Raw genomic sequence first — 26,805 nt, 5'->3', positions numbered from 1 at the left:
AACGTGGATGAGGGTTGGCGGTAAACTTGATAATGTCACCCGATATCCGCACGCGGGTGACGCGCAACGACTCCTACAAGGACGCGTATTCTCATCCCGCCTGCCCATCCCTATCGCATTCACCTCCGCCACAGGAGTTATCCATGCCGCGAGAATCCTCCCATTCCTCCGATACCCCTCAACCGACAGCGCCTGACACGAAAGCGCCTTCGCTGGCCGCGGAACCTGCCGCGCAGTCCGAGGTGAAGGAGACCATCACCGCGGCAGCCGACGAGACACGCCTGGGGCTCGAGCAGCACATCGCGCGCGCGCTCAAGCAGCAGCGAGTCTCGCAGGGCTACAAGATTTCCGACGTCTCGCGTATCGCCGGTGTCAGCCAGGGCATGATCAGCAAGGTGGAGAACGCCCAGGTGTCCACCAGCCTCGATACCCTCAACAAGCTGTGCAATGCCTTGAGCCTGCCGATCTCGAAGCTGTTCAGTGATTACGATGTCAACGGGCGTGGTGCCCAGCACATCAAGGCCGGGCAAGGCATGCAGGTGGTGCGCACCGGCACGGAAGTCGGCCATGCCTATCAACTGTTGAGCTACAAACAAGGCCCCAAGAAGCGCTACGAACCCTTCCTGATCACCATGGATGACGCCAGCGAAGTCTTCCCCAACTTCTGTCATGCCGGGCATGAATTCATCTACCTGCTTTCCGGCAACCTCACCTACCGTCATGGTGACAAGTTCTATGACATGGGGCCCGGTGACAGCCTGGCCTTCGATGCCGGTGTGCCGCATGGCCCCGAGAAATTGAACGAGGTGCCGATTCAGCTGCTGTCGATCATTCACTACGACGATGAATGAGCCTCTCTGACGAATGAGACCCTCGAACATCCATCATCATCGTCATGGGGGCTGGACAACATCAATGAAGATTCGCCTTGCCACACCCGAGGATGCCCTAGGAATTTCACGCGTCGCGTCCGCATTGGGCTATCTGCCCCACGACGATGATGCGTTGATCCTGCAGCGACTGGAGCACCTGTTGGCGTCACGCCATGACCGCATCTGGGTGGCGGAACAGGCGGGCGAAGTGATTGGCTGGCTGCACGCCCAGCATGTCTTTCGTGTCGCTTCGGCCGATTTCATAGAGATACTGGGCCTGTCCGTCGCACAGGAGGCGCAACGGCAAGGCGCAGGACGGGCATTGGCCAGGCAGGCCATTGCCTGGGCAACCGACGAGACGCTGACCCTGCGGGTTCGCACCCATGAGGCGCGCGATGTCGCCAGGAAATTCTATGCCGCCTGCGGCTTTACGCTGGCCAAGACACAGTGCGTCTTTCAGATGACCCCGTGATTCTGTACGCCTTCCTGATCGAGCTCGCCCGCCTTCCGGACTGAGTACGCCCCGCTATCATGCACTGCAGGCCGAAGAAAAAATCGCCTGCCATGACAGCGTTGCGAGACGCGACCTGTATAGCTCTTCATTCCTCTGGCAGTCGTATCGCCTGAATGGCGGCAGAGTTGTCGTCGTTTCCGCCAGCTACGGCACCTGTTTTCTGCGCGAAGAGGCATGAGGATGCCGCTTCTTGCATGACTCCCCTCCCCACGAGAATCTTGCCATCGCGCCGGCATGAGACTTTCGTCCGCCGGTGAAATTTGTTTTTGACAGCGCCTTTTTCTCGGCTAGATTGAGTCGATGTAACGGGTTACATTCGAAGACAAGACATGGTTGTCTCGGCCATGTCCGCCACCTTCCCCACTGCGTCATCCCCGACAATCAGAGGGTCGTTTCAGTCCCTGCTACGCCACGTACGCCCTGCTCCATGCATGACCTTCATAGAACAATCAACAATAAACGGAGACTCGACTATGGCTTGGTACTACTCCTATATCATTGGCTATTTCGTGATCATGTTCGCGATCGGCTACTACTACTTCCGCAAGGTGAAGACCTCTGACAGCTATCTGATTGCCGGCTGGAACATGGGCTACTGGAAGATCACCGGCACCACCATCAGCACCTGGTGTGGTGCGGCAGCCTTCATCGGCTGGATGGGTATGGGCTTTTCCAAGGGGCTCTCCGGCTACTTCATGTTTGCCCTGCCCGGTATCATCGCGAGCCTGATGCTGGTCATCTTCTTCAGCCGCCCGCTGCGTCGCAAGAAGCTCTATACCCTGGCGGACCTGTTCGGGCGCCGCTTCGGCCGCAAGGCCAGTCTGTTTCCCTCGTTCTTCTCGGCCTTCGTCTACTCGGTGCCTGCCACCGCGATCCAGATCATCGGCATGAGCACCATCCTCACCGTGGTGCTGGGGCTGGAGTTCAATACCGCCATCTTCGTGTCCTTTGCGCTGATTCTCGGCTTCACCATTCTGGGGGGCCTTGAAGCGGCCATCGTCACCGATGCCCTGCAGAGCATCCTGCTGATCGCCGGCATCATGGTGCTGGGCTTCACTGCCCTGAGTTATGCCGGAGGGCTGGAACATGCCCTGCTCAATACGCCGATCGAGTTCCTCGCCCCGCTGCCCGAGGGCAAGACGATGGAAGTGGTGACCTTCGCGCTGACGGTGGCGCCGTTCTACCTCGTCTGGCAGTGCACCTGGCAACGCATCTTCGCCTCCGAGAGCGAAGATGTGGCCATCAAGGCCGGCGTGTCAGGCTTCTCCATCGTGATGCTGATTTCCTTCTTGCCCTACTGCATCGGCGTACTGGCACGTCAATTCGTGCCGTTGGATACCTCGGCCGATCTCGTCTTCTCCTACGTCACCATGCAGTTGCTGCACCCGGCCATCGGCGGGCTGGTCATCGTCGGCCTGCTGGCCGCCCTGATGACCTCGGCGGATTCCTACATTCTGCAGGGCAGCTCCAACCTGGCGCATGACCTCTATGGCAACTTCATCAATCGTCACGCCAACGAGAAGCAGAAGATGGCCTCGGCACGTCTGAGTGTCGTCATCATCAGCGTGCTGGGGCTGGGCGTCACCTTCCTGATGACCGACATCATCTCGGCCTACCAGTGGGCGCTGCGCATCTCGGCCACCACGCTGATCTTCCCGTTCTTCGCGGTGATGTTCTGGAAGCATGCGACGTCCCGTGGCTGCATCAGCAGCATGGCGAGCGCACTGAGTGTCACCGCCCTCTGGCCACTGCTGTCGACTGGCATCGACCCCGCCTATCCGGGCTTCCTGACCTCGCTGGTCGTGCTGGTGGTCGTCAGCAAGCTGACCCGCCATAGTCCCAGCGAGGATGTCGCGGCCTATTACTGGGATGGTGCCGAGTCACACGCCGCAAGCGCTCTCCCGGACGCCGCCAAGCCGGATATCGCGCTTGCCTCGAAGGCCGTCTGAGCGACACCGGATCACCAGGACCATAAAGACAGGAAGTGGCTCGGGGCTTGTCGTTGCCACGAGCCATTTCACCGCCCCCTGGTGCCTGGCGTGCCGCTTGCTTGTGATCTCTTCCCCCGCTGACTGATCAGCAGAGTTCTCTGGCACGTCGTCATGACAAGGATGACTCACATGACCCGAGCAGTACCGACTTCCCACAGCGCCGCCATGCCAGCCGCCCATCGTGTCCATAATCCCTACGCCTCGCTGAGCGAGTCAGGGCCTCAGCCCGGCACGCGCTGGCTCAAGGGCAATATCCATGTGCATACCCGCGAAGCGCTCGATGAGAGCATTTCGATGGACCGGATTCATGGCGAGGATCATGACGAAGTGATCCGGCGCTCACAGGCCGCTCCCTTCCACTTCGATTTCGTGTGCACCTCGGTTCACCCCTACCTCAACAATATCGAGCTGTTCTCACGTGGTGAGCAGCGTGATGACTTCGTGGTGATTCCGGGGCGCGAGATCCAGAACGACACCATCGACGATGGCGGCTATCTCGACGGCTATTTCGCCGGCGAGCATTCGAAATATCTGCATGTGCTGAGCATGGGCAAGGTCGGCGGCCTGTCGATCTGCGCCCATCCCAACTTCTTCGAGACCACCCGCCCACGCGAAGGCGGCGAATGGACACAGATCAAGAAGACACTCCTCAACCCGTGTGCGCGCCTCGCGGAGATGAACATCATGGGCATGGAGGTCTACAACGGCCTTTCCATCCTGGAGGAACACATGGGGGCCAGGCCCTACGCGCCGCACATGGCAGAGCCCTGCTGGGATGATCTTCTGTGTGAGGGAGTGCGCTGTGCCGGCTTTGCCGGCAACGACGAGTTCTATCGCGAACAATATGTCTACGAGAACTACGCGCCACTGGGCTTCATCATGGTGGCCGCGGCGCTCAATGAGGCCGATATCCTGCGCAACGTGAAGCGCAACCGCTTCTATGCCAGCACCGGGGTGATGCTGGCCGATACGCCACTGGCAATGTCTGAACAGCAGGGACGCTACACCTTGCGCGTCAGCGCACAGGACAAGGTGAAGTGGAAGGCGATGGTGCAGCGAGGCGTGGGCCCCACAGGTGTGGGCGAGACAGACGCGCCGCAGCTGATCGAGATCACGGCCCCCACCGCTGCTGCAGAGTGGGAGCTGGAACTGGGCGGCGACTGGAAGTACGTGCGCTTTCAGGCCGAGTCACTGGACAACTCCCTGCACCGCGCCTGGTTGCAGCCGATCTATGGTCCGGGCTGGGTCGACTACAAGACGCTGTGAGTCAGGCCCCGTGAACAGGTGCTCAGCCCTGGCTGGGCGCCGGGCCTGCACTGCCACGAATCGCCAGCGACGCGTCCAGCAGGCGTGACGTCAAGGGCGCGTCGTCCTCGAGATGGCGGATCAACGCCTGGGCGATCACTTCGCCCATCTCCTCCACCGGCAGGTCTACCGTCGTCAGCGGTGGATTGAGGAACTCCGCCATTTCCAGGTCATCGAATCCCACCACCGAGACTTGTTGCGGCACACGGATCCCCCGCCGCTGCAGCGCCAGCATGGCACCACTGGCCAGCACGTCATTGAGGCACATCACGGCGGTGATGCCATCCCGCAGGCCGCCTTGCCCTTCGCCACCGAGCGCGCTCCCAGGCTCACAAGAAAGCTCGCCTATCGCGGCGCTCGCCCCGGCGGTGGTGACATCGACGAACTGATCATGCTCGCGATCGGCGCTGGCACTCTCCAGCGCCTGCAGCGCGACAACGGCGCCGTCGTAGCGCAGGCGCGCGCGGTCGTTGTGCGCCAGCGGCTCGGAGAGGATGACGATACGCTGATGACCCAAGGACATCAGATACTCCGCCAGTGCCTTGGCCAGCCCGTAGTTGTCATAGCCCACCGTGATCAACGGCGAGTCCGGCAGATAGATGCTGTTGAAGACCACCGGCACCGAGAAGCGTGACAGGTAGTCCAGTGTCTCGGCGGCATGACTGCCACCGGGCAGAATCACGGCGTCCACCCCCATGTTGACCAGCTCGCGTACCTTGTCGAATTCCGTCACCCGCCCCTTCTGGGTAGTCGTCACCAGCAGGCTGTAGTGCGCCCGCGCCAGCGCGCCTTCCAATGCATCGATGAACTTGGCGTAGATCGGATTCTCGAAGGTCGGGATCACGATTCCCAGGGTGCGCGACTGATGCTGAGACAGCACACGCGCGGCATTGTTGGGCAGGAAATCGAGCGCGTCGGCCGCCGCCAGCACCTTGTCGGCGGTCTTCTTCACCACCTTTTCGGGATTGTTGAGCACCCGCGAGACCGTCGCGACCGACACCCCCGCCAGCTGGGCGACTTCCCTGACCCCGGCACGCCTGGGCTTGTTCATGGCTTGCTCTCCCTCGCCGCCTGCGCTCTTCGGGCCGGTTTCGCCTGGCGCAGGGCATCCAGCTCCGTCAGATAACGCTCCAGCACCAGATTGGGCGGGCGGCTCTTGCGAGTGATGGCGCTGTAATAGGTGACATAGGAGTTGGCCACCGGGCTGAGCGCCTGCATCTGGCCATCGCGCACCCAGCGCTCGGCATAGTGGGTGGGCAGATAGCCGAGATAGCGCCCGGAAAGCACCAGGAAGGCGATGCCCTCGCGATCAGTCGCGGAAGCGGCGGCCTTGAGCGGCTCATGCAGCGCCTTGATCGCAGGCGTCTGGGCGTAGGCCGGCAACACCGCATCATGCTGGCGAATCTCTTCCTCGCCCACCGGACGCCCGCGCGCGAGGGTATCGCCCGCCCGTGGCTCACGAAACAGCACATGGCCTCGCGCGCAGTAAAGGCAGGAGGTTTCCTCGTAGAGCGAGCGATACTCGAGCCCCGGCAGCGTCTTGAGCGTCGGGATCACCCCGGTATGCAGGCGGCCATCCAGCACGGCACGCTCGATCTCGTTGGGGGGAATCATGCGGATGTTGATCATCACCTCCGGGCCGTGCCCCTTCAGCGCACTCAGCGCATCCGTGATGTGCATCTCGGGCATGGTGACCAGATTGTCGGTGATGCCGATGTTCAGCTCGCCCTTGAGCCAGGCATGCAGACCATTGATGCGTGTGCGAAAGCCCTCTGCCGCGGCCAGCATCTGCATCGCGGCCTCGTGGACTTCCCGCCCCTCATTGGTGAGAGCAAACCCGCTGCGCCCGCGCTGACAGAGCTTGAGGCCCAGCCGCGTCTCCAGGTCACTCATCGCCATGCTGATGGCGGAGCGACTGATGTTGAGCTCGATCTCGGCCGCCGAGAAGCCACCGCACTCCACCACCTTGCGAAAGATACGCAGCAGACGCAGGTCGGTATCGCCGAGCTGCCCCCGCATGACCTCGCCTCGCATAGGCCCGCGCCTCCTGTTGTTGAACGGTTCCGCGCCACACGGCGCCTGACTGCGCCGAGATGGCGTAGCGAACGCCAGCGGAAAGTTAAGTAAATGCTTTCCTGAAGATAAAGACAATGGCATTTATCTTACCAAAAGGACTTCCTAATCTAGTTGGACAGGAGCCGAGAACCAACAACAACACACTCTGTGGGAGACATCATGACCGCCTTCGATACATCCCCTTCCGCCCAGGCAGGCTTGAGCCAGGAGCAGCTCGATGCCTACTGGATGCCCTACACGGCCAACCGCCAGTTCAAGCAGGACCCGCGCATCATCACCAAGGCGCAGGGAGCCTACTTCACGGACTCCCAGGGCCGTCAGATCTTCGATGGCCTGTCGGGTCTCTGGACCTGCGGTGCCGGCCATTGCCGCCCGGAAATCGCCGAGGCGGTCAGCGCGCAGCTGCGCGAGCTGGATTACGCGCCCGCCTTCCAGTACGGCCATCCCAAGGCCTTCGAGCTGGCGCACCGCATCAAGACGCTGATGCCCGAGGGGCTGGATCACGTCTTCTTCACCGGCTCCGGCTCCGAGAGTGCCGACACCTCACTGAAGATCGCGCGTGCCTACTGGCGCAAGAAAGGCAAGCCGACCAAGACCAAGCTGATCGGGCGCAGCAAGGGCTATCACGGCGTCAACTTCGGGGGCTTCAGCGTTGGTGGCATCGGGGCCAACCGCTCGCTCTACGGCCAGGGGGTCGATGCCGATCACCTGCCGCATACCCTGCTCAAGGAAAATGTCTTCACGCCCGGCATGCCCAGGACCGGTGCCGAGCGCGCCGATGAGCTGCTGGAGCTGATCGCGCTGCATGATGCCTCCAACATCGCCGCCGTCATCGTCGAGCCGATGGCAGGCTCCGCCGGCGTGCTGCCACCGCCAGTGGGCTATCTCAAGCGCCTGCGCGAGATATGCAACCAGCACGACATCCTGTTGATCTTCGATGAGGTCATCACCGGCTTCGGACGCATGGGCGCCATGAGCGGCGCCGAGGAATTCGGGGTCACGCCGGACATCCTCAACGTCGCCAAGCAGATCACCAATGGCGCGGTGCCGATGGGCGCCGTGGTCGTCAAGGGCGACATCTACCAGACCTTCATGGACAACGGCGGCCCCGACTACATGATGGAGATTCCCCACGGCTACACCTATTCCGGTCACCCGGTGGCGTGTGCCGCGGCGCTGGCGTCCCTCGACGTGCTCGAGAACGACCAGCTCATCTCCCGCGTCCGCGAGCTGAGCCCGGTATTCGAGAAGAAGCTGCACGAGCTCAAGGGCACGCGCTACATCAGCGACATCCGCAACTACGGCCTGGCCGGTGCCCTGCAGGTCGAGGCCTATCCCGGCGAGCCGGCGCGGCGCCCGTATGAGATTGCCATGCACTGCTGGAAGGCCGGTTTCTATGTGCGTTACGGCGGCGACACCATCCAGCTGGGCCTGCCGTTCATCACCGAACACGACGAGCTGGACCGCCTGATCAATGCTCTCGGCGATGCCTTCGCCGCCCAGGACTGACGGCCATTGCTCAAGGCTGACGGTCGACGCTCAAGGCTGACCATCGACGTTCAAGACTGACCATCAACATTCAGAACTGACGATCAACACCACTTCATTCATCGCCATTCATTTCACAAGTCATCTCAGGGGGCCCACCCAATGAAGACGCTCGGACACCTCATCAACGGCAACATCGATCACAGCGAAGGCCGTACCCAGGACATCTTCAATCCCTCCACCGGCGAAGTCGGCGGTCAGGTGCGCCTGGCCAGCAAGGCGACGGTCGAGGAAGCCATCGCGGCCGCCGAGGCCGCCTTCCCGGAATGGCGCAACACGCCGCCGATCAAGCGCGCCCGGGTGATGTTCCGCTTCAAGCAGCTGCTGGAAGAACATGCCGACGAGATCGCCCGCCTGATCGGTCAGGAGCACGGCAAGATCTGTCACGATGCGCTGGGCGAATTGCAGCGCGGCATCGAGAATGTCGAATATGCCTGCAGTGCTCCGGAACTGCTCAAGGGCGAGCACAGCCGCAATACCGGCCCGGGCATCGATTCCTGGAGCGAATTCCAGCCGCTGGGCGTGGTTGCCGGCATCACGCCGTTCAACTTCCCGGCCATGGTGCCGCTGTGGATGTACCCGATGGCGATCGCCTGCGGCAACACCTTCGTCCTCAAGCCCTCCGAGCGCGACCCGACTTCCACGCTGTTCATCGCCGAGCTGCTGATGGAGGCCGGTCTGCCGGCCGGCGTCATGAATGTCGTCAATGGCGACAAGGAAGCCGTCGATACGCTGCTGGACGACCCGCGCATCCAGGCGGTCAGCTTCGTCGGCTCCACCCCGATCGCTGAATACATCTACAGCCGCGCCGCGGCCAACGGCAAGCGCTGCCAGGCCCTCGGTGGCGCCAAGAACCACGCCATCGTGATGCCGGACGCCGACATGGAATACGTGGCCAACTCACTGAATGGCGCCGCCTTCGGCTCCTCCGGTGAGCGCTGCATGGCACTGTCCGTCGCAGTGGCCGTGGGCGATGACGCCGCCGACAAGCTGATCGCGCAGATGAAGCAGCAGATGGAAGGCCTCAAGGTCGGCATCTACAGCGACAAGGGCAATGATTTCGGCCCGCTGATCACCGCGGCCCATCGTGACAAGGTGGTCGGCTACATCGACAGCGCCGAGCAGCAAGGCGCGACGGTGGTGGTCGATGGCCGCAATCCGCAGGTCGAAGGCGGCGAGAACGGCTTCTTCGTCGGCGGCACCCTGATCGATGGCGTCACCCCGGAGATGACCTGCTACCAGGAAGAGATCTTCGGCCCGGTGCTGCTGGTCGTGCGCGCCGATTCGATGGAAGCCGCCATGCAGCTGATCAATGATCACGAATACGGCAATGGCACCTGCATCTACACCCGTGATGGCGAAGCCGCCCGCTACTTCAGTGATCACATCCAGGTCGGCATGGTCGGCATCAACGTGCCGCTGCCGGTACCGGTCGCCTATCACAGCTTCGGGGGCTGGAAGCGCTCGCTGTTCGGCGATCTGTCCGCCTACGGCCCGGACGCGGTGCGCTTCTACACTCGCCGCAAGACCATCACCCAGCGCTGGCCTTCCGCCGGTCTGCGTGAAGGCGCCCAGTTCGCCTTCCCGTCCTGATCCATCGCCTTCGCTTTCTGATCCGCGGATCATCATCTGATAACAACTGCGCCTGATAACAACTGCGCCGGACAGCCCTGCTGTCCGGCGCTTTCGTGTGCTCATCATGCAGGGTCATGCCGGCAGTCAGCCCCTGCCCCTTGCAGTGGCCAGAAACGGCTCCACATAGTCAGGACATCTCATCACGAGAATTCCGACAACATCGGCGGTCAGCACCGTCACAAGGAGCCAAGATGATCTGGGTAATCGCCACCGTTACCGCCAAGGAAGGCCACGTTCAGGATGTCTTCAATGAACTCTGCGCCGTCGCGCCCACCGTGCGCGAGGAAGATGGCTGCCACGCCTACCACCCGTGCCTGGACTCCGAACGCGCCGCCGACAAGGACAACGACCCACGCCCCGACACCATCACCGTGGTGGAAGCCTGGGAATCCCACGATGCGCTGCAGGCCCACCGTGAGACCGAACACATGCAGCGCTTCCGCGACAACGCCGGTGACTGGATCGCCGATGGCGATATCCGCATCCTGAGCCCGGCGGGCTGATAGACAGAACAGCATTGGGAAAGACCCAAAAAAGCCCGGCCTCCAGGAGGCCGGGCTTTTTTATCGGGTTTGCTGTCATGACAGCATATCATTTACCGCTGCAATCCCGGTTTCACTCCTGCGGCTGATCCTCGGACAACTGCATGATCATGCGCGTCGTCAGGTAAAGGCGTGGCACGACGCTATCGACCAGCACGAACTCCTGATCGCTGTGGTAGCCGCCGCCGACGAGACCCAGGGATTCGAGCACTGCCGGTTTATCGGAATCTGCATGATAGGCGTAGGCCGCATCGGTGCCGCCACCGATCTCGACCGCTTGCAGTGTCTGCCCCAACTCCTGATAGATCTTCTGGGCCTGCTCGGCCAGCTGCTGACTCTGCGGATTGTCAGGCAGCGGCGGACGCCCCTTCTCTAGGTGAAACTCCACTTCGGTATCATCGATCAACTGGTTCTTCGTGATGGCCTGTGCTTCTTCCAGGACACGCTGATACTCGCTGCTATCGAAGTAGCGCATATCACCTTCCGCCCTGGCATGCTCCGGAATCACGTTGCGCTTGACGCCGCCCTCGACGATCGTCCAGTTGAGCGTCGTCTCCTTGTCCGCATCATCAAGCTCATTCAACTGCAGCAGCTGATGAGACAGCTCCATGATGGCGTTGCGCCCTTCCTCTGGTGCGCCACCGGCATGGGAGGCACGGCCCTTCACCTCGAGAAACGCATAGTTGATGCCCTTGGTGACGACGGTGACGGCATCGACTCCCGGGTCAGCGAAGGTAGGCTCGAATACCAGCACGGCATCCTGATCTGCCGATAGCTCATGAATCAGGTCATGCGAGCCCGGCGAGCCCTTCTCCTCATCAGGATTGAAGACAACCGTCACCTGGCCATAGTCATCAAACCCGAGCGACTTCAGCGCCTCGAGACTGTGCAGAATAACGGCTGCGCCACCCTTGGCATCGCCCACGCCCGGGCCATAGGCACGCCCATCCTCGATACGGAAGGCACGCTCCGTGGCGGCGCCTTCATCGAAGACGGTGTCGTAGTGAATCATCAACATTATCTTGCGACTGCCATCTCCCTGCAGGCGACCGACAATCGTATTGCCGCCATAGGTCTTGGCAGGGTGCGTTTCCACCTGTGCGCCAAGCGCTTCGAGATGCTTGATCAGCATTGCCTCAACGTCATTCAAGCCTTCACGGTAGCCCGTTCCCGAATCCACGTTGACCAGTGATTCCAGCGTCTCCAGCAGAGGCGCTCGCTGTTGCTCGACGGCATCCTGTACATCCTGATAGTCCGCCGCTTGCGCACCGGCACTGCACATACCGCATGCCAAACCCACCGCCAATATCGGAAGCCGCATTTTCCACCTCTAATATTGTTATATAAGGAATAACGAAGGTAAGGCGGATATCAGGCAAACGCAAACGCGAGGCCTACCGGGAAATTTTTTCCGCTAGCAGCTTTACCTGCCGTCCACCATTGAACACAGGTGCACCTCATCTGATCTGCGTCTCGTGAATGTGTAGCACTCGCAGGGATTATCGGTTGCCTGAGGGCTTCTCAGCGCCGATACTGTATATGAATACAGTATCGAAAGGAGACCCCACCCATGACCGTATCTGCCGCTCAACCATCCCATGCCTCGCTGGCTCGCCCTCATCCAGCGCCGGAGCCCTGTGCACTGCCGCACCCTCACATCACGGGGCGCGCTGGCATTTCCGGCTTCCCCTCGCCGGCCGAGGATTACGCGGGGCGCACGCTGGACCTCAACGAGCGGCTGATCAAGCGCCCGGCAGCGACCTTCTTCATGACGGTGGCGGGTGACAGCATGGAAGGCTTCGGCATCTATGAGGGCGACACCCTGGTGGTAGACCGCTCCATCGATGCCCGTCCCGGGCATATCGTGGTGGCACTGGTCGAGGGTGAGGTGGTGGTCAAGCGTTATGAGCTGATCGGTCAGCGCCCCTATCTGAGCTCCGGCAATGCCCTGTATCCGCCGGTCGCGATCTTCGACCTCGAATGCCAGGTCTGGGGGGTGGTGCGTTCCGTCATCCACGAATACGCGGTATGAAGACGCCGATGATCGGACTGGTCGACTGCAACAACTTCTACGCCAGCTGCGAGCGAGTGTTCGACCCGCGTCTGGAGGGCCGCCCTGTCGGCGTGATGTCCAACAATGACGGCTGCGTGATCGCGCGTTCCAACGAACTCAAGGCGCTGGGCGTGGAGATGGGCACCCCCGCCTTCCAGCTACAGCCACTCGTCCGTGAGGGGCGCATCCACCTGCTCTCCTCCAACTACGAGCTGTATGGCGACATGTCGGCGCGCGTGCGTGAGGTGCTGGAGGAATATTCCGCCGGGGTCGAGCCCTACTCCATCGATGAGATGTTCGTGCGTTTCGATGGCTTTGATCGCAACTCGATGCTGACATTGAGCCGCACCCTGCACCGCAATGTCCGCAAGTTCACCGGCATTCCCGTATGTGTCGGGGTCGCACCAACTCGAACGCTGGCCAAGTTGGCCAATCGCGCTGCCAAGAAGCGTCCGGAATTCGGCGGTGTCTGCGTGCTGGAACCCGATGAGGTCGGCACCCAGCGCCTGCTGGCCGATACGCCACTGGGCGATGTCTGGGGTGTGGGCCGACGTCTGGTCGAACGCCTGGCACTGCAAGGCCTGCACACTGCCTGGGACCTGCGCTGCGCCGACCCGCGCGCCATCGGCCAGCGGTATTCCGTGGTACTGGAACGCACCGCGCGCGAACTGCAAGGCACGCCCTGCTTCGAGATGAATGATGCCGATGACGCTCGCCAACGCATCATGACCTCGCGCTCCTTCGGGCGCATGACCGGTGACTTGAATGAACTCAGGGACGCCATCCGCCAGCATGCCCAACGCGGCGCCGAGAAGCTGCGCCATCAAGGCAGCCTGACACGCGCCGTGCTGGTCTTCCTCAAGAGCAATCGTCACCGACCCGACCTGCCGCAATACTCACCTAGCACCATCGTCGAGCTGCCCGCCCCCACCAATGACAGCCGCGAGATACTCGCCGCCGCGCAACAGGCGCTGGAGCATATCTACCTGCGCGGCTATCGCTTCATGAAGGCTGGCGTGATGCTGCTCGACCTCATCGACCAGCCACGCGAGCAACTCTCGTTGCTCGACGACGAAGCGGATATCGCCAGGCGTGAACGCAGTCAGCAGCTGATGGCGACACTGGACGCCATGAATCAGAAGATGGGCCGCGGCACCGTGCGCCTGGGCGTCGCACGCCCCGACGCCGCCTGGCAACTGCGCTGCGCCCACCGCAGCGCCCGCTACACCACCAACTGGCAGGAATTGAAGCGGTTGCGTTAGTGGGCTTGGCCAAAAGCTCTGAGCGCAATTTCGACCGCCCCAACCATCAGCAATACAACCCCTTTCCTCGGCGCTCATACCGCAGAAGGCATGAAGGGAGTGAATGCGTAGATATCGCGCGCAACCTGATCGGATTGTTGCACCTACAGCAAAGGTGTTTTACGCCAGTGCCGCTTTATCAATGACTTGCGAACGCTCATGCTGTGCGCCATTGCTGAAAAGCCAACAGTCGTGGAGTACCCGGCATGAAGATTCTACTGATCAACGGCGGCAAGGCCTTTGCCCATTCCAATGGCGAGCTGAACGCGACGCTGCATGAACTGGCGCGCGGTGAGCTGGCCGAGCTGGGTCATGAGGTGCGTGAAACCGTCATCGAGGAAGGCTTCGAGGCCAAGGCGGAAATCGAGAAGCAGCTGTGGGCGGACCTGATCATCTATCAGACCCCAGGTTGGTGGATGGGTCTGCCGTGGACCGTGAAGAAGTATCTCGATGACATCCTGACTGAGGGCCACGGCTCGCTGTACGCCAGCGATGGTCGTCACCGCACCAGCCCGACCCAGGGCTACGGCACTGGCGGCTTGATGCAGGGTCGCCAGTACATGCTGTCACTGACCTGGAATGCGCCACTTGAAGCCTTTGATGAAGAAGGCAACTTCTTCGAAGGCAAGGGCATCGATGGCGTCTACTTCCCGGTGCACAAGGCGATGGAATTCCTCGGCATGACGGCCCTGCCGACCTACCTGGCCACTGATGTGATCAAGAATCCTGACCTGGCAGCCTACACCCAGGCCTACCGCACGCACCTGCGCGAGCACGTCGGCCACGCCTGAAGGCTCGGGGCGTCATTCAGTCTGAGCTGATGACGCCTCTCTCAAGCTCTCGAATACACGAAAGGCTGCCCATGGGCAGCCTTTCGTCGTTGAGTAGCCGTCATTCAGCCATCAAGTAGCGATAATCCGGCGTTCGAAGACACCGATCAAGGCCCGACCTGGCTCAGTGCCCCGCTCTGGCGAGAGACGAGCGAGACGTGATCCAGAAACAGGCGGAACATCTGGGCCTGGCTCGAAACGGCCAGACGCTGATAGATATGCTTGCGATGTACCTTGACGGTGCCATCGCTGATAGCGAGTTCACGCGCGGCAGATTTGGTGGAGTGTCCGGCCAGCAACAACTTGACGATGTCCTGCTCACGCTGCGTCAGAAGACCATCACCAAAGCTATCGAAGGCGGCCTCTACCGGCTCATGATGCTCCAGGCGATCCACGAAACTGACGCCCTGCCACTTCCAATACTCGCGCGCGAGGGGCTCGATGATCGGTTGCAGGTTCTTGAGCGCCAGCAGTGATTTTCGAGTCAGCGGCAGAGAGGTCTCATGTAATCCCAGCGAAAACACCATCACGATGTCGCCGGGCAGTTGTATGAAGATGCCAATTTCATCCTTGAGTCCCAACGCGCCGTAATAATGCTTGTAGTACTCACTGTCCTCGAAGCAATCAGGCGCCAGCTCACTCAGGCGGTAGACGCCGGGACGACAGCTTTGCTGGGTCGAGGTATAGAAGGGATCCAATATATAGGCATCGCCAATATAACGTTCTACCCCCTGCTGCCGACGCTCAGGAGGATAATTGTCGTAGATCAGGATGGGTGCGCACCCTTGCTTGTAGGTGCTGACCAGTATCGTGTCAAAAGGCAGAATGTCGTGGAAGACGTCCTGCAGCAAGCGAGGGAATTCCGCCGAAGATGCCGATGTCATCAGCTTCGCCAGCACGCAATGCCAGCTCGATAGTTCTGGAGCGCACAACAACTCTTTGTGAATCATGAGCCGACCCTGGTGACGTATCGAGACATCCTAGCATAGCCAACGAAGGTATAACGCTGGCGCATCCGGAGCCATCACGCCCCGAACGCCAATGAAAGCGCCAGGCATGAGCCTGGCGCTTTCATTGCAAGACGCTTGTTCGTGTCAGAACGTCCAGCACGGCTCATTCCCGCCACCACCATTCAGGTAATGGCCAACCAGATGGACTTCGTCTCGGTATATTCACCGAGTGTCTGCAGTGACTTGTCGCGGCCATTGCCGGACTGCTTCACACCACCAAAGGGCATCGTCATGTCCGGCCCTGCCCAGTTGTTGATATAGACCTGTCCAGACTGCAATCGGCGCGCGACACGAATCACCCGGTTGACGTCCTGACTCCAGAGCCCTGCTGCCAGCCCATAGTCAGAGTCATTGGCGATCGCAATCGCGTCTTCCTCATCATCAAACCCCATGACGGCGAGAACCGGGCCAAAGATTTCCTCGTTGGCAATGGCCATGTCTGCCGTCACGCCAGTGAAGATGGTCGGCGCTATGAAGCAGCCCTCAACCTGGCGATTGTCGTCCGTGATGATCGCCTCACGTCTTGCCCCTTGCTGCTCACCGAGCGCGATGTAGCTAGCAATCTTGTCGTACTGTTCCTGATCGACGATGGCGCCCATGAAGCTTTGCGGGTCCAGCGGGTCCCCCGGCTGCATGCTCCTGGCAGCTTCACACAGCGCACGAACGAATGGCTCGCGAATACGGTTATGCACCAACAGGCGGGAACCTGCGATGCAAACCTCTCCCTGATTATGGAAGATGGCGGCAGCGGCCTGACGTGCGACGCCCGGGATATCAGCACAGTCTTCGAACACGATATTCGGGCTCTTGCCACCACACTCGAGGAAAGTGCGCTTCAGGTTCGACTGACCCGCATATTGCGTCAGAAGCTTGCCCACCTGAGTCGAGCCCGTAAAGGCAATGGCATCGACCTGCATCGAAAGCGCCAGCGCCTTACCGACATCTGCGCCGAAGCCTGGCAGTACCTGAAAGACTCCCTTGGGTAGCTCCGTCAGCGCGATCAGTTGCGCCAGGCGCAGTGCCGAGAGCGATGACTTCTCGGAGGGTTTGAGAATGACACTGTTGCCAGTCGCCAGGGCTGGAGCAATCTTCCAGATCGTCATCATCAGCGGGAAGTTCCAGGGCACGATGGAGACGACCACGCCCAGGGGTTCACGCACGATCAGTCCCAACGCCTCTTCGCCGGTCGGCGCGACCTGACCATAGAGCTTGTCCAGGGACTCAGCGGTATAGCGTAGACATTCAATGGCAGAGGCCACATCGCCCAGCGCACTGGTGATGGGCTTGCCCATGTCGAGTGTATCGAGCAGTGCGAGCTCCTGCTGATGCTCGGCGATGAGTTCTGCCAGATGCAGCAAGGTGCGCTTGCGGGCTGCCGGTGCCAGCCGCGACCAATCGCCCTTGTCGAAGGCAGCTCTGGCACACGCCACGGCGCGTTCTGCCTCGGGCGCCTCGCAGCAGGCCACCTGCGCCAGAGTGTCGCCCGTCGCAGGATTGAGAGAGGGAAAGGTCTTGCCACTGGCGGCGTGGGTGAACTCGCCATCGAGATAGGCGCGAGTTTCAAAGGACAGCTGGCTGGCACGTTGCTGCCATTGGGCATGAGTGAGTGGCATGGTATGGCTCCGAGGGATGACTGCGGCGGAAAAGACGTGAGAACGGGATGGCAAGGGTGGAGAAATCAGCGACTCGCACGCGCCAGCACGGATTCCAGCAGTACCTGGCAGCCGAGGGCACAGTCTTCAGGTGAAGCATATTCCGCCTCGTTGTGGCTGATGCCATCGAGACACGGCACGAAGATCATTGCCGTCGGCGCCACGCGCGAGACATAGACGGCGTCATGGCCAGCACCGCTCATCATCTCTCGTGAGGGCGCATCCTGATTGGCGACGGCCTGCCTGACGACCTCGATGCATGCCTCATCGAAGTCGACGACTTCGGACTTCCAGATGCGCTCCTGCGTCACACTGACACCATATTCCTCTGACACCTTCTCAAGCATCGACATGAACGTGGCTTCCAGTGTCTCAAGCTCGGCTTCTTTCACGTGGCGCAGGTCCACCGTCAAGCTGACCTCGCCCGGAATGACGTTGCGCGAGGCGGAGGGAATATTCAGGGTGCCCACCGTGACACGTGCATTCCCCGTCGGGTCTGATTGCACATGCTGGTGGATCTGATCCATCAAGCGCGCAGCCGCCATCATCGCATCACGGCGATAACGCATCGGCGTCGGCCCTGCATGCGCCGCGACACCAGAAATCGTGACATCAAACCAGCGAATTCCCTGAACGCCGGTGACAACCCCCAGCGACTTGCCTTCCTGTTCCAGCACCGGCCCCTGTTCAATGTGGAGCTCAAAATAACTGTCCAACCTGGGGCCCGTCTTGAAATCTGGCGTGCGCAGTCCGGTGCTCGCCAGCGCTTCGCCATAGGTAATGCCTTCGCTGTCTTCACGCGCCAAGGTATAAGTCGGCTCAAAGACGCCCGCGTAGGTGCCGGACGCCACCATCGCCGGGGAGAAGCGGCTGCCTTCTTCATTGCCCCATACGATCAATTCCAGCGGCCGGCGCGTGACAATGCCCTGCGCATCCAGCACTCGATAGACTTCAAGTCCTGCCAGTACACCGAGAATGCCATCAAAACGTCCGCCCTTGGGCTGAGTGTCCAGGTGGCTGCCGGTCGAGACCGGGGCCAGCGACGGCTCGCTGCCCTCACGACGAATGAACAGGTTTCCGACCTCATCGACACGCATCTCGCAACCAAGTGCCTCGCACCACTGCATCAGCAGGCGGCGCCCCTGGGTATCCTCCTCGCTGAACGCAAGACGACAGGAGCCGCCCTTGGCCGTGGCCCCGATCTTCGCCATATCCATCAGGCTATCCCAGAGACGTTGCTGGTCGATCCTGAGCGGCTGAACCTCTTGTGCAACTACCTGCATGCTTGCGTCCTCTTGTTCTTGTGTCCGTATGTCGATGGGCGTGTACCGACCTGTCACTCAGCACCCCGCCGTCACATCGTGTAGACCGTCACCTTAGAAACTCACGCACCAAGAGCGGAATACCCCCATTGGGATATACCGGGCGGCTATCCGATCTGGATACGCTGGTTCCAGTGAACGATTGCAGCGAGAGCGACAGTGAAGAGCGCTTGGCACGCTGCATGACACCAGACCCCAGACAATCGCTGGCTCTCCGCCATCACCAACAACAAGAGACAACACTGATGACCACCAACACTCTGGATCACACCTCATCTATCGATGCACCATCCGAACATTCTGCCCATGGCCTGAGCGGCGATGCTCAGGCTGTCTGGGAGAAGGACAGAGATCACTTCATCCACCCCTTCACTGACTTCTCGACCTTCCACGAGCAGGGTTGCGACATCATCAGTGATAGCGACGGTATCTACGTGTCAGATATCGAAGGCAACCGTTTCATCGATGGTATTGCGGGGCTGTGGTGCGTGAACGTGGGGCATGGTCGCAAGGAAATCGGTGACGCGATGGCAGAACAGGCCACACGCATGGCCTACTTCTCTACCTTCAACAATCTGACCAATATCCCGGCAGCGGAATTATCGGCCAAGCTTGCAAGTCTGGCACCGGCACACCTCAACCACGTCTTCTATACCTGTGGAGGCTCCACCGCGAATGATGTCGCCATTCGTCTGGTGCATTACTACTACAACCGTATCGGAAAGCCGCAGAAGAAGAAGATCATCTCCCGCAAGAATGCCTATCACGGTACCACCTACATGGCGGCCACCCTGACAGGCATCGAAAGCAACAACTGGATGTTCGATACCCTGGACTCCCATGTCAGCTATCTCAGCGAAGCCAACTGTTATCGTCGTCCGAAGGGCATGAGTGAAGCTGACTATTGCGACCAACTGGTGAATGAATTCGAGAACAGAATCGAAACACTGGGCGCTGACAATATCGCCGCTTTCATCATGGAGCCCATCATGGGCGCAGGCGGTGTTCTCGTCGCTCCCGAGGGTTACCACACTCGCATGCAGGCCCTCTGCCGCCAGCACGACATCCTGTTGATCGTCGATGAAGTCGTGACAGCCTTCGGACGTCTCGGCCACTTCTTCAGCAGCGAAAAGGTCTTCGGTCTCAGCCCGGACATCATTACCTGCGCCAAGGGACTTTCCTCAGGCTATGTGCCGCTTGGCGCAACGCTGATTTCAGACTCCCTCTATGAGGTGCTGGGTACCCCCCAGGGTAAAGGTGGTGTATTGAGTACAGGGTTTACCTATTCAGGCCATCCGGTCAGCTGTGCCGCCGCGCTCAAGAACATCGAGATCATGGAAAGAGAAGCGCTGTGCGAAAACATCCAGCGAGTCGGCCCCTATCTTGAGGCGCAGTTGAAAACCCTGAAGCATCACGCTACCGTTGGCGACGTTCGCGGCAGTAACTTCATGATGTGCTTGGAAAATGTGGCAGACAAGACAACCGGCGAGCTCTTGCCACTGGAAGCACGTGTCGGGGATAGGGTCGCTGCAGAAGCACAGAAGCGAGGCTTGATCATTCGCCCTGTCGGCCACCTCAACATCATCTCTCCGCCGTTGATCTGGGATGAAGCCGTGATCGATCAGGTCGTGGCCATCCTCGATGCCTCATTCTCGGCAGTCACCGAATCACTCACGCAAGACGGTTATCTGTAACAGTCCAGAAAATGGATTGATGTGACGCGGCCTCGCCCAGGTTATCGCGTGTTGCCGACATTGCCGCTGGCCCTTGAACTTCGCTGCGCCAGCGGCATCGGCCGTCACATATGTATAAAAAATTATAATGACAAAAGGTATGTTATGGACAATTTTGGATACATGAGCCTGATCCCCACAGGCATCGTGCTCATCATGGCGCTCATTACACGCAGGACAATCGAATCACTCATGACAGGGGCAATCGTCGGCTTGTTGATGATTGACCCTTACAATGCCATTTCAGATGGCGCAGATACCATGCTGACGGTGCTGGCCAACGATACCGTCACCTGGATCATTCTCGTATGTGGTCTATTTGGCAGCTTCATCGCCTTGTTGGTAAAGACAGGCGGTGTACTCAGCTTCGGGGCAGCACTTGGCAGCCGAATCCGGACCAGGAATCAAAGCTTGCTGGCAACCTGGGTGCTGGGCCTGGTGATCTTCGTCGATGACTATCTGAATGCGCTGACCATCAGCGCCTCGATGAAGAAGATTACCGATAGATTCAACATCTCACGCGAAAAACTCGCCTACATCGTCGACTCCACCGCTGCACCAGTCTGTGTATTGGTACCCTTCTCGACCTGGGCAGTCTTCTTTTCGGGCCTGCTGGAAGAAAATGGCATCCCGGGAAATGGCATATCCATGTATATCGAAGCCATTCCTTACATGTTCTACGCCTGGGTAGCGGCAGCTATCGTACCGATGGTCGCCATGGGCTGGATTCCCAATATCGGCCCGATGAAAGCCGCCGAACTGCGTGCCGCCTCTGGGCAGACCATCCCCGATGACAGCACTGACACGACACTGGAAGTCGAAGATACCGGCAAGACACCGCCACACCTGCTCAACTTCCTGGTGCCGATGTTCGCGCTGGTCTTCTTCACCTGGTATTTCGACACTGACATTCTACGCGGCGTGATAGTGGCACTGCTGGTACTGTTCGTGATGATCTTTGCGCAGCGTCTGCTCAGCTTCAATGACACCTTCGACACGGCATTGGAAGGTTTCAAATCGATGCTGCTGCCTCTGGGAACACTGGTTGCCGGCTTCTTCCTGAAAGAGGTCAATGACACCCTGGGGCTGACCACATTCGTCATCACTCATGTGCAACCCATCATGACGCCGGGGCTGCTGCCGATGGTCATCTTCCTGACCATGGCCTTGCTGGCCTTTGCAACCGCCTCTTTCTGGGGCCTCTTTGCGGTGGCAATGCCGATCGTCTTGCCGCTCGCCATGAGCATGGATGCCAACATGCCACTGGTCGTAGGCGCACTGATCTCGGCCAGCGCCTTCGGCAGTCACGCCTGCTTCTATGGTGACTCCACAGTGCTCTCGGCACAGGGCAGTGGCTGCTCTCCCATGTCGCATGCCTTGACCCAACTGCCTTACGTCTTGACCGCGGCATCGATATCCGCGCTTATCTTCCTTGCCGCCGGCTACCTGTGAGACGAACATCATGACCCGCTCCTCCCCCTCTCATTCTCTTGATGTCTTCACTCCAGGCTCACCTGCTGCCAAGGGCTTCTTCATGCCTGCCGAATATGCCAGACATGATGCCTGCTGGATGCTATGGCCACAGCGGCCGGACACCTGGCGTTACGGTGCCAAGCCCGCCCAACAGGCTTTCGTGGATGTCGCCACGGCCATCGCCGGCAGCGAGACCGTCATCGTCGGCGTCAATGATGAGCAGTACGAAAACGCACGCAATGAACTGCCCGCGCATGTGCGTGTCGTCGAGATATCCAGCAACGACGCCTGGATGCGCGATGTCGGCCCGACCTTCCTGACTCATCCGGATGGTCGTATTGCCATGATCGACTGGGAGTTCAATGCCTGGGGCGGCCTGAATGGAGGACTCTATTTCCCCTGGGACAAGGACCGCAGAATCCGCACCAAGATCTCGCAGATTCTGGATGTTCCGCGCTTTGATGCCTCGATCATGCTGGAAGGCGGCGCCATTCATGTCGACGGCGAAGGGACGCTGATCACGACCGAAGAGTGCCTGCTCAACGCCAATCGCAACCCTGATCTGAGTCGCGAGCAGATAGAGCAGATCCTCAAGGACCATCTCGGTGTCACCACCATCATCTGGCTTCCCAATGGCTGCCACCTGGATGAGACCGATGGCCACGTGGATAACCTGTGCTGCTTCGTCGGGCCTGCAGAAGTCGCCCTCAATTGGAGCGATGATCCCCAGGACCCACAGCATGCGATCTCCAAGGCGGCGCTTGAAGTTCTCGAGAACTCCGTGGATGCCAGAGGGCGTGCCTTCAAGGTGCATCTGCTACCACAGCCCGGCCCTCTGTATATCCAGGAAGATGAAGCCAATGGTCTGGACCGCCTGGGTAGCTCACACCCGAGACGTCCCGGCGACCGCATGGCAGGGTCCTACGTGAACTTCTACATCGCCAACGAAGCCATCATCATGCCATTGCTTGACCCGGCGCTGGATGATGTCGCGCGCGAGAAACTGCAAGCCATCTTCCCGACTCGGCAGATTCTTGGCGTCAATGCTCGTGAAATTCTGCTGGGGGGCGGCAACATCCACTGCATTACCCAACAGCAACCCAAGCGCCTGACTGAACGACACTGACGCCTGTTGGCGTAAAAAGAAGCCCGCCACCGGTGACATGACCGATGGCGGGCTTCTTGCGTTCTAACGAATAGCGGCGACCAGCGCTCACTATTGAGAGGATACGGGTCTCAGAAGCTCCAGCTGGCATGCGTCCAGAAGATACGCCCCGGCTCATTGACCTGTACATCGCCCTGCAACGGATCGTCGTAGAAGCGATTGACGTGGTAGGCGTAGGCCTTGTCGAACAGGTTGGAGATGCCGGCGCTCAACTCGATGGCGTCAGTGACATGGTACCCGCCCTCCAGGCCGACGATGCTGAAGCCTGCCGTCGCGTCTTCACTGTCGGAAATACGCGACTGACGTGCGGCCGCATCGAATCGGGCACCTGCCCACCAACGATCCGCGTCATAGCGTGTCGCCAGATAGCCATTGAAGGGGGCGACCTGTGACAGGGGCGTCCCATCGCTCAGGTTGGTGCCGTGCGTGGCGGCAACGCCTACGGAATGCCGCCAGCCGTGTTGCCGCCAACTGGCTTCCAGCTCGATACCGTAGATCTCGGCCTCGACATTGTCGTAGGTGGTCAGCGAGTCGCCTTCGGTCAGCTCGATCCAGTCATGCACCCGGTTGTAGTAGGTGTCCGCCGAATAACGCCAGGCGCCCTGCCTGACCGCCACCCCAAGCTCGAGCTGCTGATGGATCTCGGGATCAAGCTCTGGATTACCCAACCAACCATCGGAGTCGGACTGGCGGTTGTAATAGCGCTCACTGGCCGTCGGGAAGCGTACGCTGCGACTGAGCGCCGCATAGCCTTTCACCGCCTCATTGACGCGATGCTCCAGACGCGCCAGCGCACTGAGTTCGCCATCACGCTGTTTGGCGTCAACATCATCGCCATACTGGGCACGCCAGGCGGAGATGGCCGAGGCATTGCTACCCACCACCTCATCGGCATCTCGCGCATCACTGATGGAGACGTCATAGCGCGCACCGGTCACGAGTCGGTTGTTGGCATCGAGGGTGGTATCCAGTTCCGCGAATACCCCACCGCGCGTCCGCACGACAACCGGCCAGGTCTGGCTATCCGACAGGCTATCCAGTGACATGCCCATCCGGGAGTTGGTATTGCTCTCGAGCCGTTCGGCATCGGCACCCAGCGTCAATATCGCGTCATGTCCGCCGACAGTCAGCGGAATATCGCCCTGGGTGCTGGCATACCAGGTCTCGGTGGTCGCGCTGGAGAACATGGCCATGTCGCTCATGTCCATATCTGAGCTCATATCCATGCCCGAGCTCATGTCCATGCTCATCGAGTTGGCGCTGGAATCATCAAAGTCACGCAGGGTGACGTTATCCATGTCGTGCACGACGCGAGCATGGTTGACCTGTGTCTCGGTGTGCGAGAACGGCCCGACGTTGTCGATGGTCAGCTTGAGATACTGGCGGTCCATATCGCTGCGTGGCGCATCCATGGTGGGATACAGGGCATCATCGATGCGCACCACGGCGACACCCGCCTCGATGGCGACATCCTCGGTGGCGAAGGCGCCAATGCGGATACTGCCATTGTCGCTGCGATACGCGCCTGACTGGGTATCGCCATTGCCATCCTCGTAGTTGTTGCGCTCGGAATGCTCGAAGTCCAGTGCGGCCCAGAAATCGCCCTGCTTGGCGGTCAGTGACAGAGTCTCGCTGGTGGCGTCATCATTGCTGCGCCAGCCAGCCCCCAAGGTACCTTGGACGCCATCATCATCGCTGCGCGAGGGCGTCTGACGCGTCACCTCGATGCTGCCCGCGGCAAAGTTGGGGCCGCGACTGACGGTCTGCGCGCCCTTGTAGAGCGTGAGGTCCGACTGACTGCCGGCAGTGGCGTAACCCAGTGTGGTGTCCATGCCCCCCGGACAGGCGGGATAAAGCGATGCGCCATCCACCTCCTGGATCAGGCGCTCACCGCCCTGCGCACGGAAGATGGCCGAAACACCGTGACTACCCAAGCGCGAGCCACTGACACCATTGACCTCGCGCAGCTGTTCGCCAAGGTCCATGTCGCCCTTGGCATGCCCCGCATGCACGTCATGGACGGGGCTGGCCATGGGCGCCTGAGCCTCGATACGGATCAACGGCAATACGCTGGTGGTGTCAGCATCGGCGTAAACCGGCAGCGTGCCACTACCCGCGATCGCGGCAGCAATGGCCAAGGGCAGACGACCACGCGATGCGCTCACTGGCGATGACAAGCGACGCGCACGGATCGGGAAATTGACGAGAGACAGTGTCATGCGCTGGCCTCCTGCAGGTCATCCCCTCGCTTGTGCGTGGCGCGAATCCACAGCCAGTCCAGCAGCCCCATCACGATCAGCGAGAGGCCGACCAGCGGGAAGATGACACCGATGATCATCATCAAGCCCCAGACACCGGCGATTCGCTTGCGCTCCTTGGGCAGCGGCGGGATACCGATACCGCCCACCGGACGACGCTTCCACCACATCACGCCCGCACCGACGCTCATCATCACCATCGCGATACAGGCCAGTAACAGCACCAGCTGGTTGATCAGCCCGTACTGCTGCCCCAGGTGAACATTGATGCCCCACTCCAGCGCTCGACCCAGCGGGCCATAATCGGCGTAATGCATGTCCAGCAGCACATCGCCGGAATAGCGATCCACATGCACCACCTGCTGGCGCTCCAGCGCATCCGGATAGATGGAGCCGGTGTAGACGCCCTGAGGCGTGCCCGGCAGATTGATGGCATAGCCCGGCGCCAGGCCTTCGCGAGCGAAGATGCGCTCAGCCTGATCGAGGCCGATATCAGCATGGGCAATCGCGGCGGCGCTCAGCGGCACGGCCGCAGCGCCGGAGGCCTGCTCGGCACCAGTCTTGCTACCACCGCCATGCCCGGCATGCTCCCCCTCGTCCACGACGTGGCTTGTCGCTGCAGCCGGCAAGGAAGATAACGGGATAACGGCCTGTTCGAGCGACCAGGTCGTCCGCTCCTGGTCCACCAGCCGCGTATCCGACATCGGCGTATTCACGCGCACGCCATCGGGATACCCGAAGTTATGCCCGTTGGCCAACTCGTTGACCTTGGCACCCCACACCATCGACCACGGCATGCCGGTCACGGCGAGAAACAGGATGAAACCAGCGGCGAAGATGCCACACACGGCATGCAGGTCGCGCCACCACAGACGGCGCGCAGGCGTGGTACGCAGCGTGACGACGCCACCCTTCTGGCCCCGCGGCCACCACAGATACAGGCCGCTGAGTACCAGCAGAATGCTCCAGCCGGCGGCGATCTCGATCGCGGCATTGCCGATGGGGCCGGTGATCGCGAGGCTGTGCAGATTGCGCACCGTCCACATGATGCTGTCACGGTAGGCCATCTGCCCCTGCACTTCACCGCTGTAGGGGTTGACGTAGACCGCCTGCTTGCCACTGCCATCGGCTGCCACGATATCGACTTCCGTGGTCAAGTCACTGGCCGCAGGCGGCACGACACGCACGGCCTTGCCGGGCAGACTTTGCACGGCGACACGCACCTGCTCGCTCAGCGGGACACTCGCCTGTGCCTGGCCATTGGCCTGTTGCACCACCGGCGTGTTGACCTTCATCAGGTCGGCATGCACGAAGTGGTCGATCTCTTCACGGAACAGATAGAGACCGCCGGTGACGGCCAGCAAGGTCAGGAAAGGCAGCACCAGCAGGCCGGCATAGAAATGCCAGCGCCACACGGCACGGTAGATATCGCTGAAACCGCGAGCGGCGCGACCCGCGGTGTCGGTATTGGTCGTTGAACTCATCTCGATTACCCATCGACAGGTGCCACGACGCGCGACGGATA

General features: G+C 60.5%; 21 protein-coding genes. 13 read left to right on the top strand and 8 right to left on the bottom strand.

What is annotated here, in order from left to right; genetic code table 11:
- Window positions 1-143 precede the first annotated feature (143 nt).
- From CLAM6_RS07330 to CLAM6_RS07315, 4 genes are all read left to right on the top strand, one after another.
- On the top strand, window positions 144-851 hold the full coding sequence (locus CLAM6_RS07330; RefSeq protein ID WP_153635588.1) for a helix-turn-helix domain-containing protein: 708 nt from the start codon (window positions 144-146) through the stop codon (window positions 849-851).
- A gap of 64 nt (window positions 852-915) precedes the next feature.
- Window positions 916-1,344, top strand: a complete 429-nt coding sequence (locus CLAM6_RS07325; RefSeq protein ID WP_172978648.1) for a GNAT family N-acetyltransferase — start codon at window positions 916-918, stop codon at window positions 1,342-1,344.
- Window positions 1,345-1,859: 515 nt separating this feature from the next.
- Window positions 1,860-3,335 carry a sodium:solute symporter family protein gene (locus tag CLAM6_RS07320; protein ID WP_153635586.1) on the top strand — a complete coding sequence of 492 codons (1,476 nt, stop codon included), beginning with the start codon at window positions 1,860-1,862 and terminating at the stop codon, window positions 3,333-3,335.
- Between the two features lie 171 nt (window positions 3,336-3,506).
- Window positions 3,507-4,643: a hypothetical protein gene (locus CLAM6_RS07315; protein WP_153635585.1), complete on the top strand. Its 1,137-nt coding sequence runs from the start codon at window positions 3,507-3,509 to the stop codon at window positions 4,641-4,643.
- A gap of 22 nt (window positions 4,644-4,665) precedes the next feature.
- Here the strand turns inward: CLAM6_RS07315 and CLAM6_RS07310 are convergent, their stop codons facing one another.
- Both CLAM6_RS07310 and CLAM6_RS07305 read right to left on the bottom strand, forming a co-directional pair.
- Entirely contained in the window at window positions 4,666-5,733 is a 1,068-nt protein-coding gene (locus CLAM6_RS07310; RefSeq protein ID WP_153635584.1) for a LacI family DNA-binding transcriptional regulator, read from the bottom strand.
- Window positions 5,730-6,716, bottom strand: a complete 987-nt coding sequence (locus CLAM6_RS07305) for a LysR family transcriptional regulator (RefSeq protein ID WP_225996410.1) — start codon at window positions 6,714-6,716, stop codon at window positions 5,730-5,732. Before CLAM6_RS07305 ends, CLAM6_RS07310 begins: the two co-directional genes overlap by 4 nt.
- Window positions 6,717-6,917: 201 nt before the next feature.
- Between CLAM6_RS07305 and CLAM6_RS07300 the strand changes: the two genes are divergently transcribed.
- The 3 genes from CLAM6_RS07300 (at window position 6,918) to CLAM6_RS07290 (ending at window position 10,444) form a co-directional block, all read left to right on the top strand.
- Window positions 6,918-8,267: an aspartate aminotransferase family protein gene (locus CLAM6_RS07300; protein WP_153635583.1), complete on the top strand. Its 1,350-nt coding sequence runs from the start codon at window positions 6,918-6,920 to the stop codon at window positions 8,265-8,267.
- Between the two features lie 141 nt (window positions 8,268-8,408).
- On the top strand, window positions 8,409-9,899 hold the full coding sequence (locus CLAM6_RS07295) for a CoA-acylating methylmalonate-semialdehyde dehydrogenase (RefSeq protein WP_043332153.1): 1,491 nt from the start codon (window positions 8,409-8,411) through the stop codon (window positions 9,897-9,899).
- Between the two features lie 233 nt (window positions 9,900-10,132).
- A complete protein-coding gene (locus CLAM6_RS07290; RefSeq protein WP_043332154.1) occupies window positions 10,133-10,444 on the top strand; it encodes a putative quinol monooxygenase in 312 nt (103 codons plus the stop codon).
- A gap of 112 nt (window positions 10,445-10,556) precedes the next feature.
- Here the strand turns inward: CLAM6_RS07290 and CLAM6_RS07285 are convergent, their stop codons facing one another.
- A complete protein-coding gene (locus CLAM6_RS07285; protein WP_242007772.1) occupies window positions 10,557-11,765 on the bottom strand; it encodes a glutamate carboxypeptidase in 1,209 nt (402 codons plus the stop codon).
- Window positions 11,766-12,053: 288 nt separating this feature from the next.
- Between CLAM6_RS07285 and CLAM6_RS07280 the strand changes: the two genes are divergently transcribed.
- The 3 genes from CLAM6_RS07280 (at window position 12,054) to CLAM6_RS07270 (ending at window position 14,628) form a co-directional block, all read left to right on the top strand.
- A complete protein-coding gene (locus CLAM6_RS07280; protein WP_043332158.1) occupies window positions 12,054-12,515 on the top strand; it encodes a LexA family protein in 462 nt (153 codons plus the stop codon).
- Window positions 12,516-12,523: 8 nt separating this feature from the next.
- The gene (locus tag CLAM6_RS07275) at window positions 12,524-13,798 is read left to right on the top strand and encodes a Y-family DNA polymerase (protein WP_153636836.1); all 1,275 of its coding nucleotides are present in this window, start codon (window positions 12,524-12,526) and stop codon (window positions 13,796-13,798) included.
- 245 nt (window positions 13,799-14,043) lie between these two features.
- Window positions 14,044-14,628: an NAD(P)H-dependent oxidoreductase gene (locus tag CLAM6_RS07270; protein WP_153635580.1), complete on the top strand. Its 585-nt coding sequence runs from the start codon at window positions 14,044-14,046 to the stop codon at window positions 14,626-14,628.
- Window positions 14,629-14,774: 146 nt separating this feature from the next.
- Here CLAM6_RS07270 and CLAM6_RS07265 read toward each other — a convergent pair whose 3' ends face one another.
- From CLAM6_RS07265 to CLAM6_RS07255, 3 genes are all read right to left on the bottom strand, one after another.
- Window positions 14,775-15,551: a response regulator transcription factor gene (locus CLAM6_RS07265; protein WP_235506986.1), complete on the bottom strand. Its 777-nt coding sequence runs from the start codon at window positions 15,549-15,551 to the stop codon at window positions 14,775-14,777.
- Window positions 15,552-15,799: 248 nt separating this feature from the next.
- On the bottom strand, window positions 15,800-17,290 hold the full coding sequence (locus CLAM6_RS07260) for an aldehyde dehydrogenase (protein ID WP_153635579.1): 1,491 nt from the start codon (window positions 17,288-17,290) through the stop codon (window positions 15,800-15,802).
- A gap of 65 nt (window positions 17,291-17,355) precedes the next feature.
- Entirely contained in the window at window positions 17,356-18,612 is a 1,257-nt protein-coding gene (locus tag CLAM6_RS07255) for a Zn-dependent hydrolase (protein ID WP_153635578.1), read from the bottom strand.
- Window positions 18,613-18,962: 350 nt separating this feature from the next.
- Here CLAM6_RS07255 and CLAM6_RS07250 point away from each other — a divergent pair, with 350 nt between their 5' ends.
- The 3 genes from CLAM6_RS07250 (at window position 18,963) to aguA (ending at window position 22,983) form a co-directional block, all read left to right on the top strand.
- Window positions 18,963-20,345, top strand: coding sequence for an aminotransferase (locus tag CLAM6_RS07250; protein WP_043332345.1), 1,383 nt, complete (start codon window positions 18,963-18,965; stop codon window positions 20,343-20,345).
- 162 nt (window positions 20,346-20,507) lie between these two features.
- Window positions 20,508-21,836 carry a Na+/H+ antiporter NhaC family protein gene (locus CLAM6_RS07245; protein ID WP_242007771.1) on the top strand — a complete coding sequence of 443 codons (1,329 nt, stop codon included), beginning with the start codon at window positions 20,508-20,510 and terminating at the stop codon, window positions 21,834-21,836.
- Window positions 21,837-21,846: 10 nt separating this feature from the next.
- Window positions 21,847-22,983: an agmatine deiminase gene (gene aguA, locus CLAM6_RS07240; protein WP_153635577.1), complete on the top strand. Its 1,137-nt coding sequence runs from the start codon at window positions 21,847-21,849 to the stop codon at window positions 22,981-22,983.
- A gap of 110 nt (window positions 22,984-23,093) precedes the next feature.
- Here aguA and CLAM6_RS07235 read toward each other — a convergent pair whose 3' ends face one another.
- Both CLAM6_RS07235 and CLAM6_RS07230 read right to left on the bottom strand, forming a co-directional pair.
- Complete coding sequence (locus tag CLAM6_RS07235; protein WP_153635576.1) at window positions 23,094-25,241, bottom strand: TonB-dependent receptor; 2,148 nt, start codon at window positions 25,239-25,241, stop codon at window positions 23,094-23,096.
- Window positions 25,238-26,764, bottom strand: a complete 1,527-nt coding sequence (locus tag CLAM6_RS07230) for a PepSY-associated TM helix domain-containing protein (protein ID WP_153635575.1) — start codon at window positions 26,762-26,764, stop codon at window positions 25,238-25,240. The genes CLAM6_RS07235 and CLAM6_RS07230 overlap by 4 nt, the downstream gene beginning before the upstream one ends.
- Between the last annotated feature and the right edge of the window lie 41 nt (window positions 26,765-26,805).

The organism is Cobetia sp. AM6 (genome assembly GCF_009617955.1).
GTDB classification, from domain to species: Bacteria; Pseudomonadota; Gammaproteobacteria; order Pseudomonadales; family Halomonadaceae; genus Cobetia; species Cobetia amphilecti.
The sequence above is the reverse complement of the archived record's forward strand: the minus strand, read 5'-3'. Positions and strand labels throughout refer to the sequence as shown.

Excerpts from the sequence above, each read along its gene's own strand:
- CLAM6_RS07245 (WP_242007771.1), top strand. The coding sequence starts at position 20,508 with ATGAGCCTGATCCCCACAGGCATCGTGCTCATCATGGCGCTCATTACA.
- CLAM6_RS07230 (WP_153635575.1), bottom strand. The coding sequence starts at position 26,764 with ATGAGTTCAACGACCAATACCGACACCGCGGGTCGCGCCGCTCGCGGT.
- CLAM6_RS07310 (WP_153635584.1), bottom strand. The coding sequence starts at position 5,733 with ATGAACAAGCCCAGGCGTGCCGGGGTCAGGGAAGTCGCCCAGCTGGCG.
- CLAM6_RS07320 (WP_153635586.1), top strand. The coding sequence starts at position 1,860 with ATGGCTTGGTACTACTCCTATATCATTGGCTATTTCGTGATCATGTTC.
- CLAM6_RS07255 (WP_153635578.1), bottom strand. The coding sequence starts at position 18,612 with ATGCAGGTAGTTGCACAAGAGGTTCAGCCGCTCAGGATCGACCAGCAA.
- CLAM6_RS07235 (WP_153635576.1), bottom strand. The coding sequence starts at position 25,241 with ATGACACTGTCTCTCGTCAATTTCCCGATCCGTGCGCGTCGCTTGTCA.
- CLAM6_RS07325 (WP_172978648.1), top strand. The coding sequence starts at position 916 with ATGAAGATTCGCCTTGCCACACCCGAGGATGCCCTAGGAATTTCACGC.
- CLAM6_RS07280 (WP_043332158.1), top strand. The coding sequence starts at position 12,054 with ATGACCGTATCTGCCGCTCAACCATCCCATGCCTCGCTGGCTCGCCCT.
- CLAM6_RS07290 (WP_043332154.1), top strand. The coding sequence starts at position 10,133 with ATGATCTGGGTAATCGCCACCGTTACCGCCAAGGAAGGCCACGTTCAG.
- CLAM6_RS07305 (WP_225996410.1), bottom strand. The coding sequence starts at position 6,716 with ATGCGAGGCGAGGTCATGCGGGGGCAGCTCGGCGATACCGACCTGCGT.
- CLAM6_RS07260 (WP_153635579.1), bottom strand. The coding sequence starts at position 17,290 with ATGCCACTCACTCATGCCCAATGGCAGCAACGTGCCAGCCAGCTGTCC.
- aguA (WP_153635577.1), top strand. The coding sequence starts at position 21,847 with ATGACCCGCTCCTCCCCCTCTCATTCTCTTGATGTCTTCACTCCAGGC.
- CLAM6_RS07330 (WP_153635588.1), top strand. The coding sequence starts at position 144 with ATGCCGCGAGAATCCTCCCATTCCTCCGATACCCCTCAACCGACAGCG.
- CLAM6_RS07265 (WP_235506986.1), bottom strand. The coding sequence starts at position 15,551 with ATGACATCGGCATCTTCGGCGGAATTCCCTCGCTTGCTGCAGGACGTC.
- CLAM6_RS07285 (WP_242007772.1), bottom strand. The coding sequence starts at position 11,765 with ATGTGCAGTGCCGGTGCGCAAGCGGCGGACTATCAGGATGTACAGGAT.
- CLAM6_RS07275 (WP_153636836.1), top strand. The coding sequence starts at position 12,524 with ATGATCGGACTGGTCGACTGCAACAACTTCTACGCCAGCTGCGAGCGA.
- CLAM6_RS07270 (WP_153635580.1), top strand. The coding sequence starts at position 14,044 with ATGAAGATTCTACTGATCAACGGCGGCAAGGCCTTTGCCCATTCCAAT.
- CLAM6_RS07300 (WP_153635583.1), top strand. The coding sequence starts at position 6,918 with ATGACCGCCTTCGATACATCCCCTTCCGCCCAGGCAGGCTTGAGCCAG.
- CLAM6_RS07315 (WP_153635585.1), top strand. The coding sequence starts at position 3,507 with ATGACCCGAGCAGTACCGACTTCCCACAGCGCCGCCATGCCAGCCGCC.
- CLAM6_RS07295 (WP_043332153.1), top strand. The coding sequence starts at position 8,409 with ATGAAGACGCTCGGACACCTCATCAACGGCAACATCGATCACAGCGAA.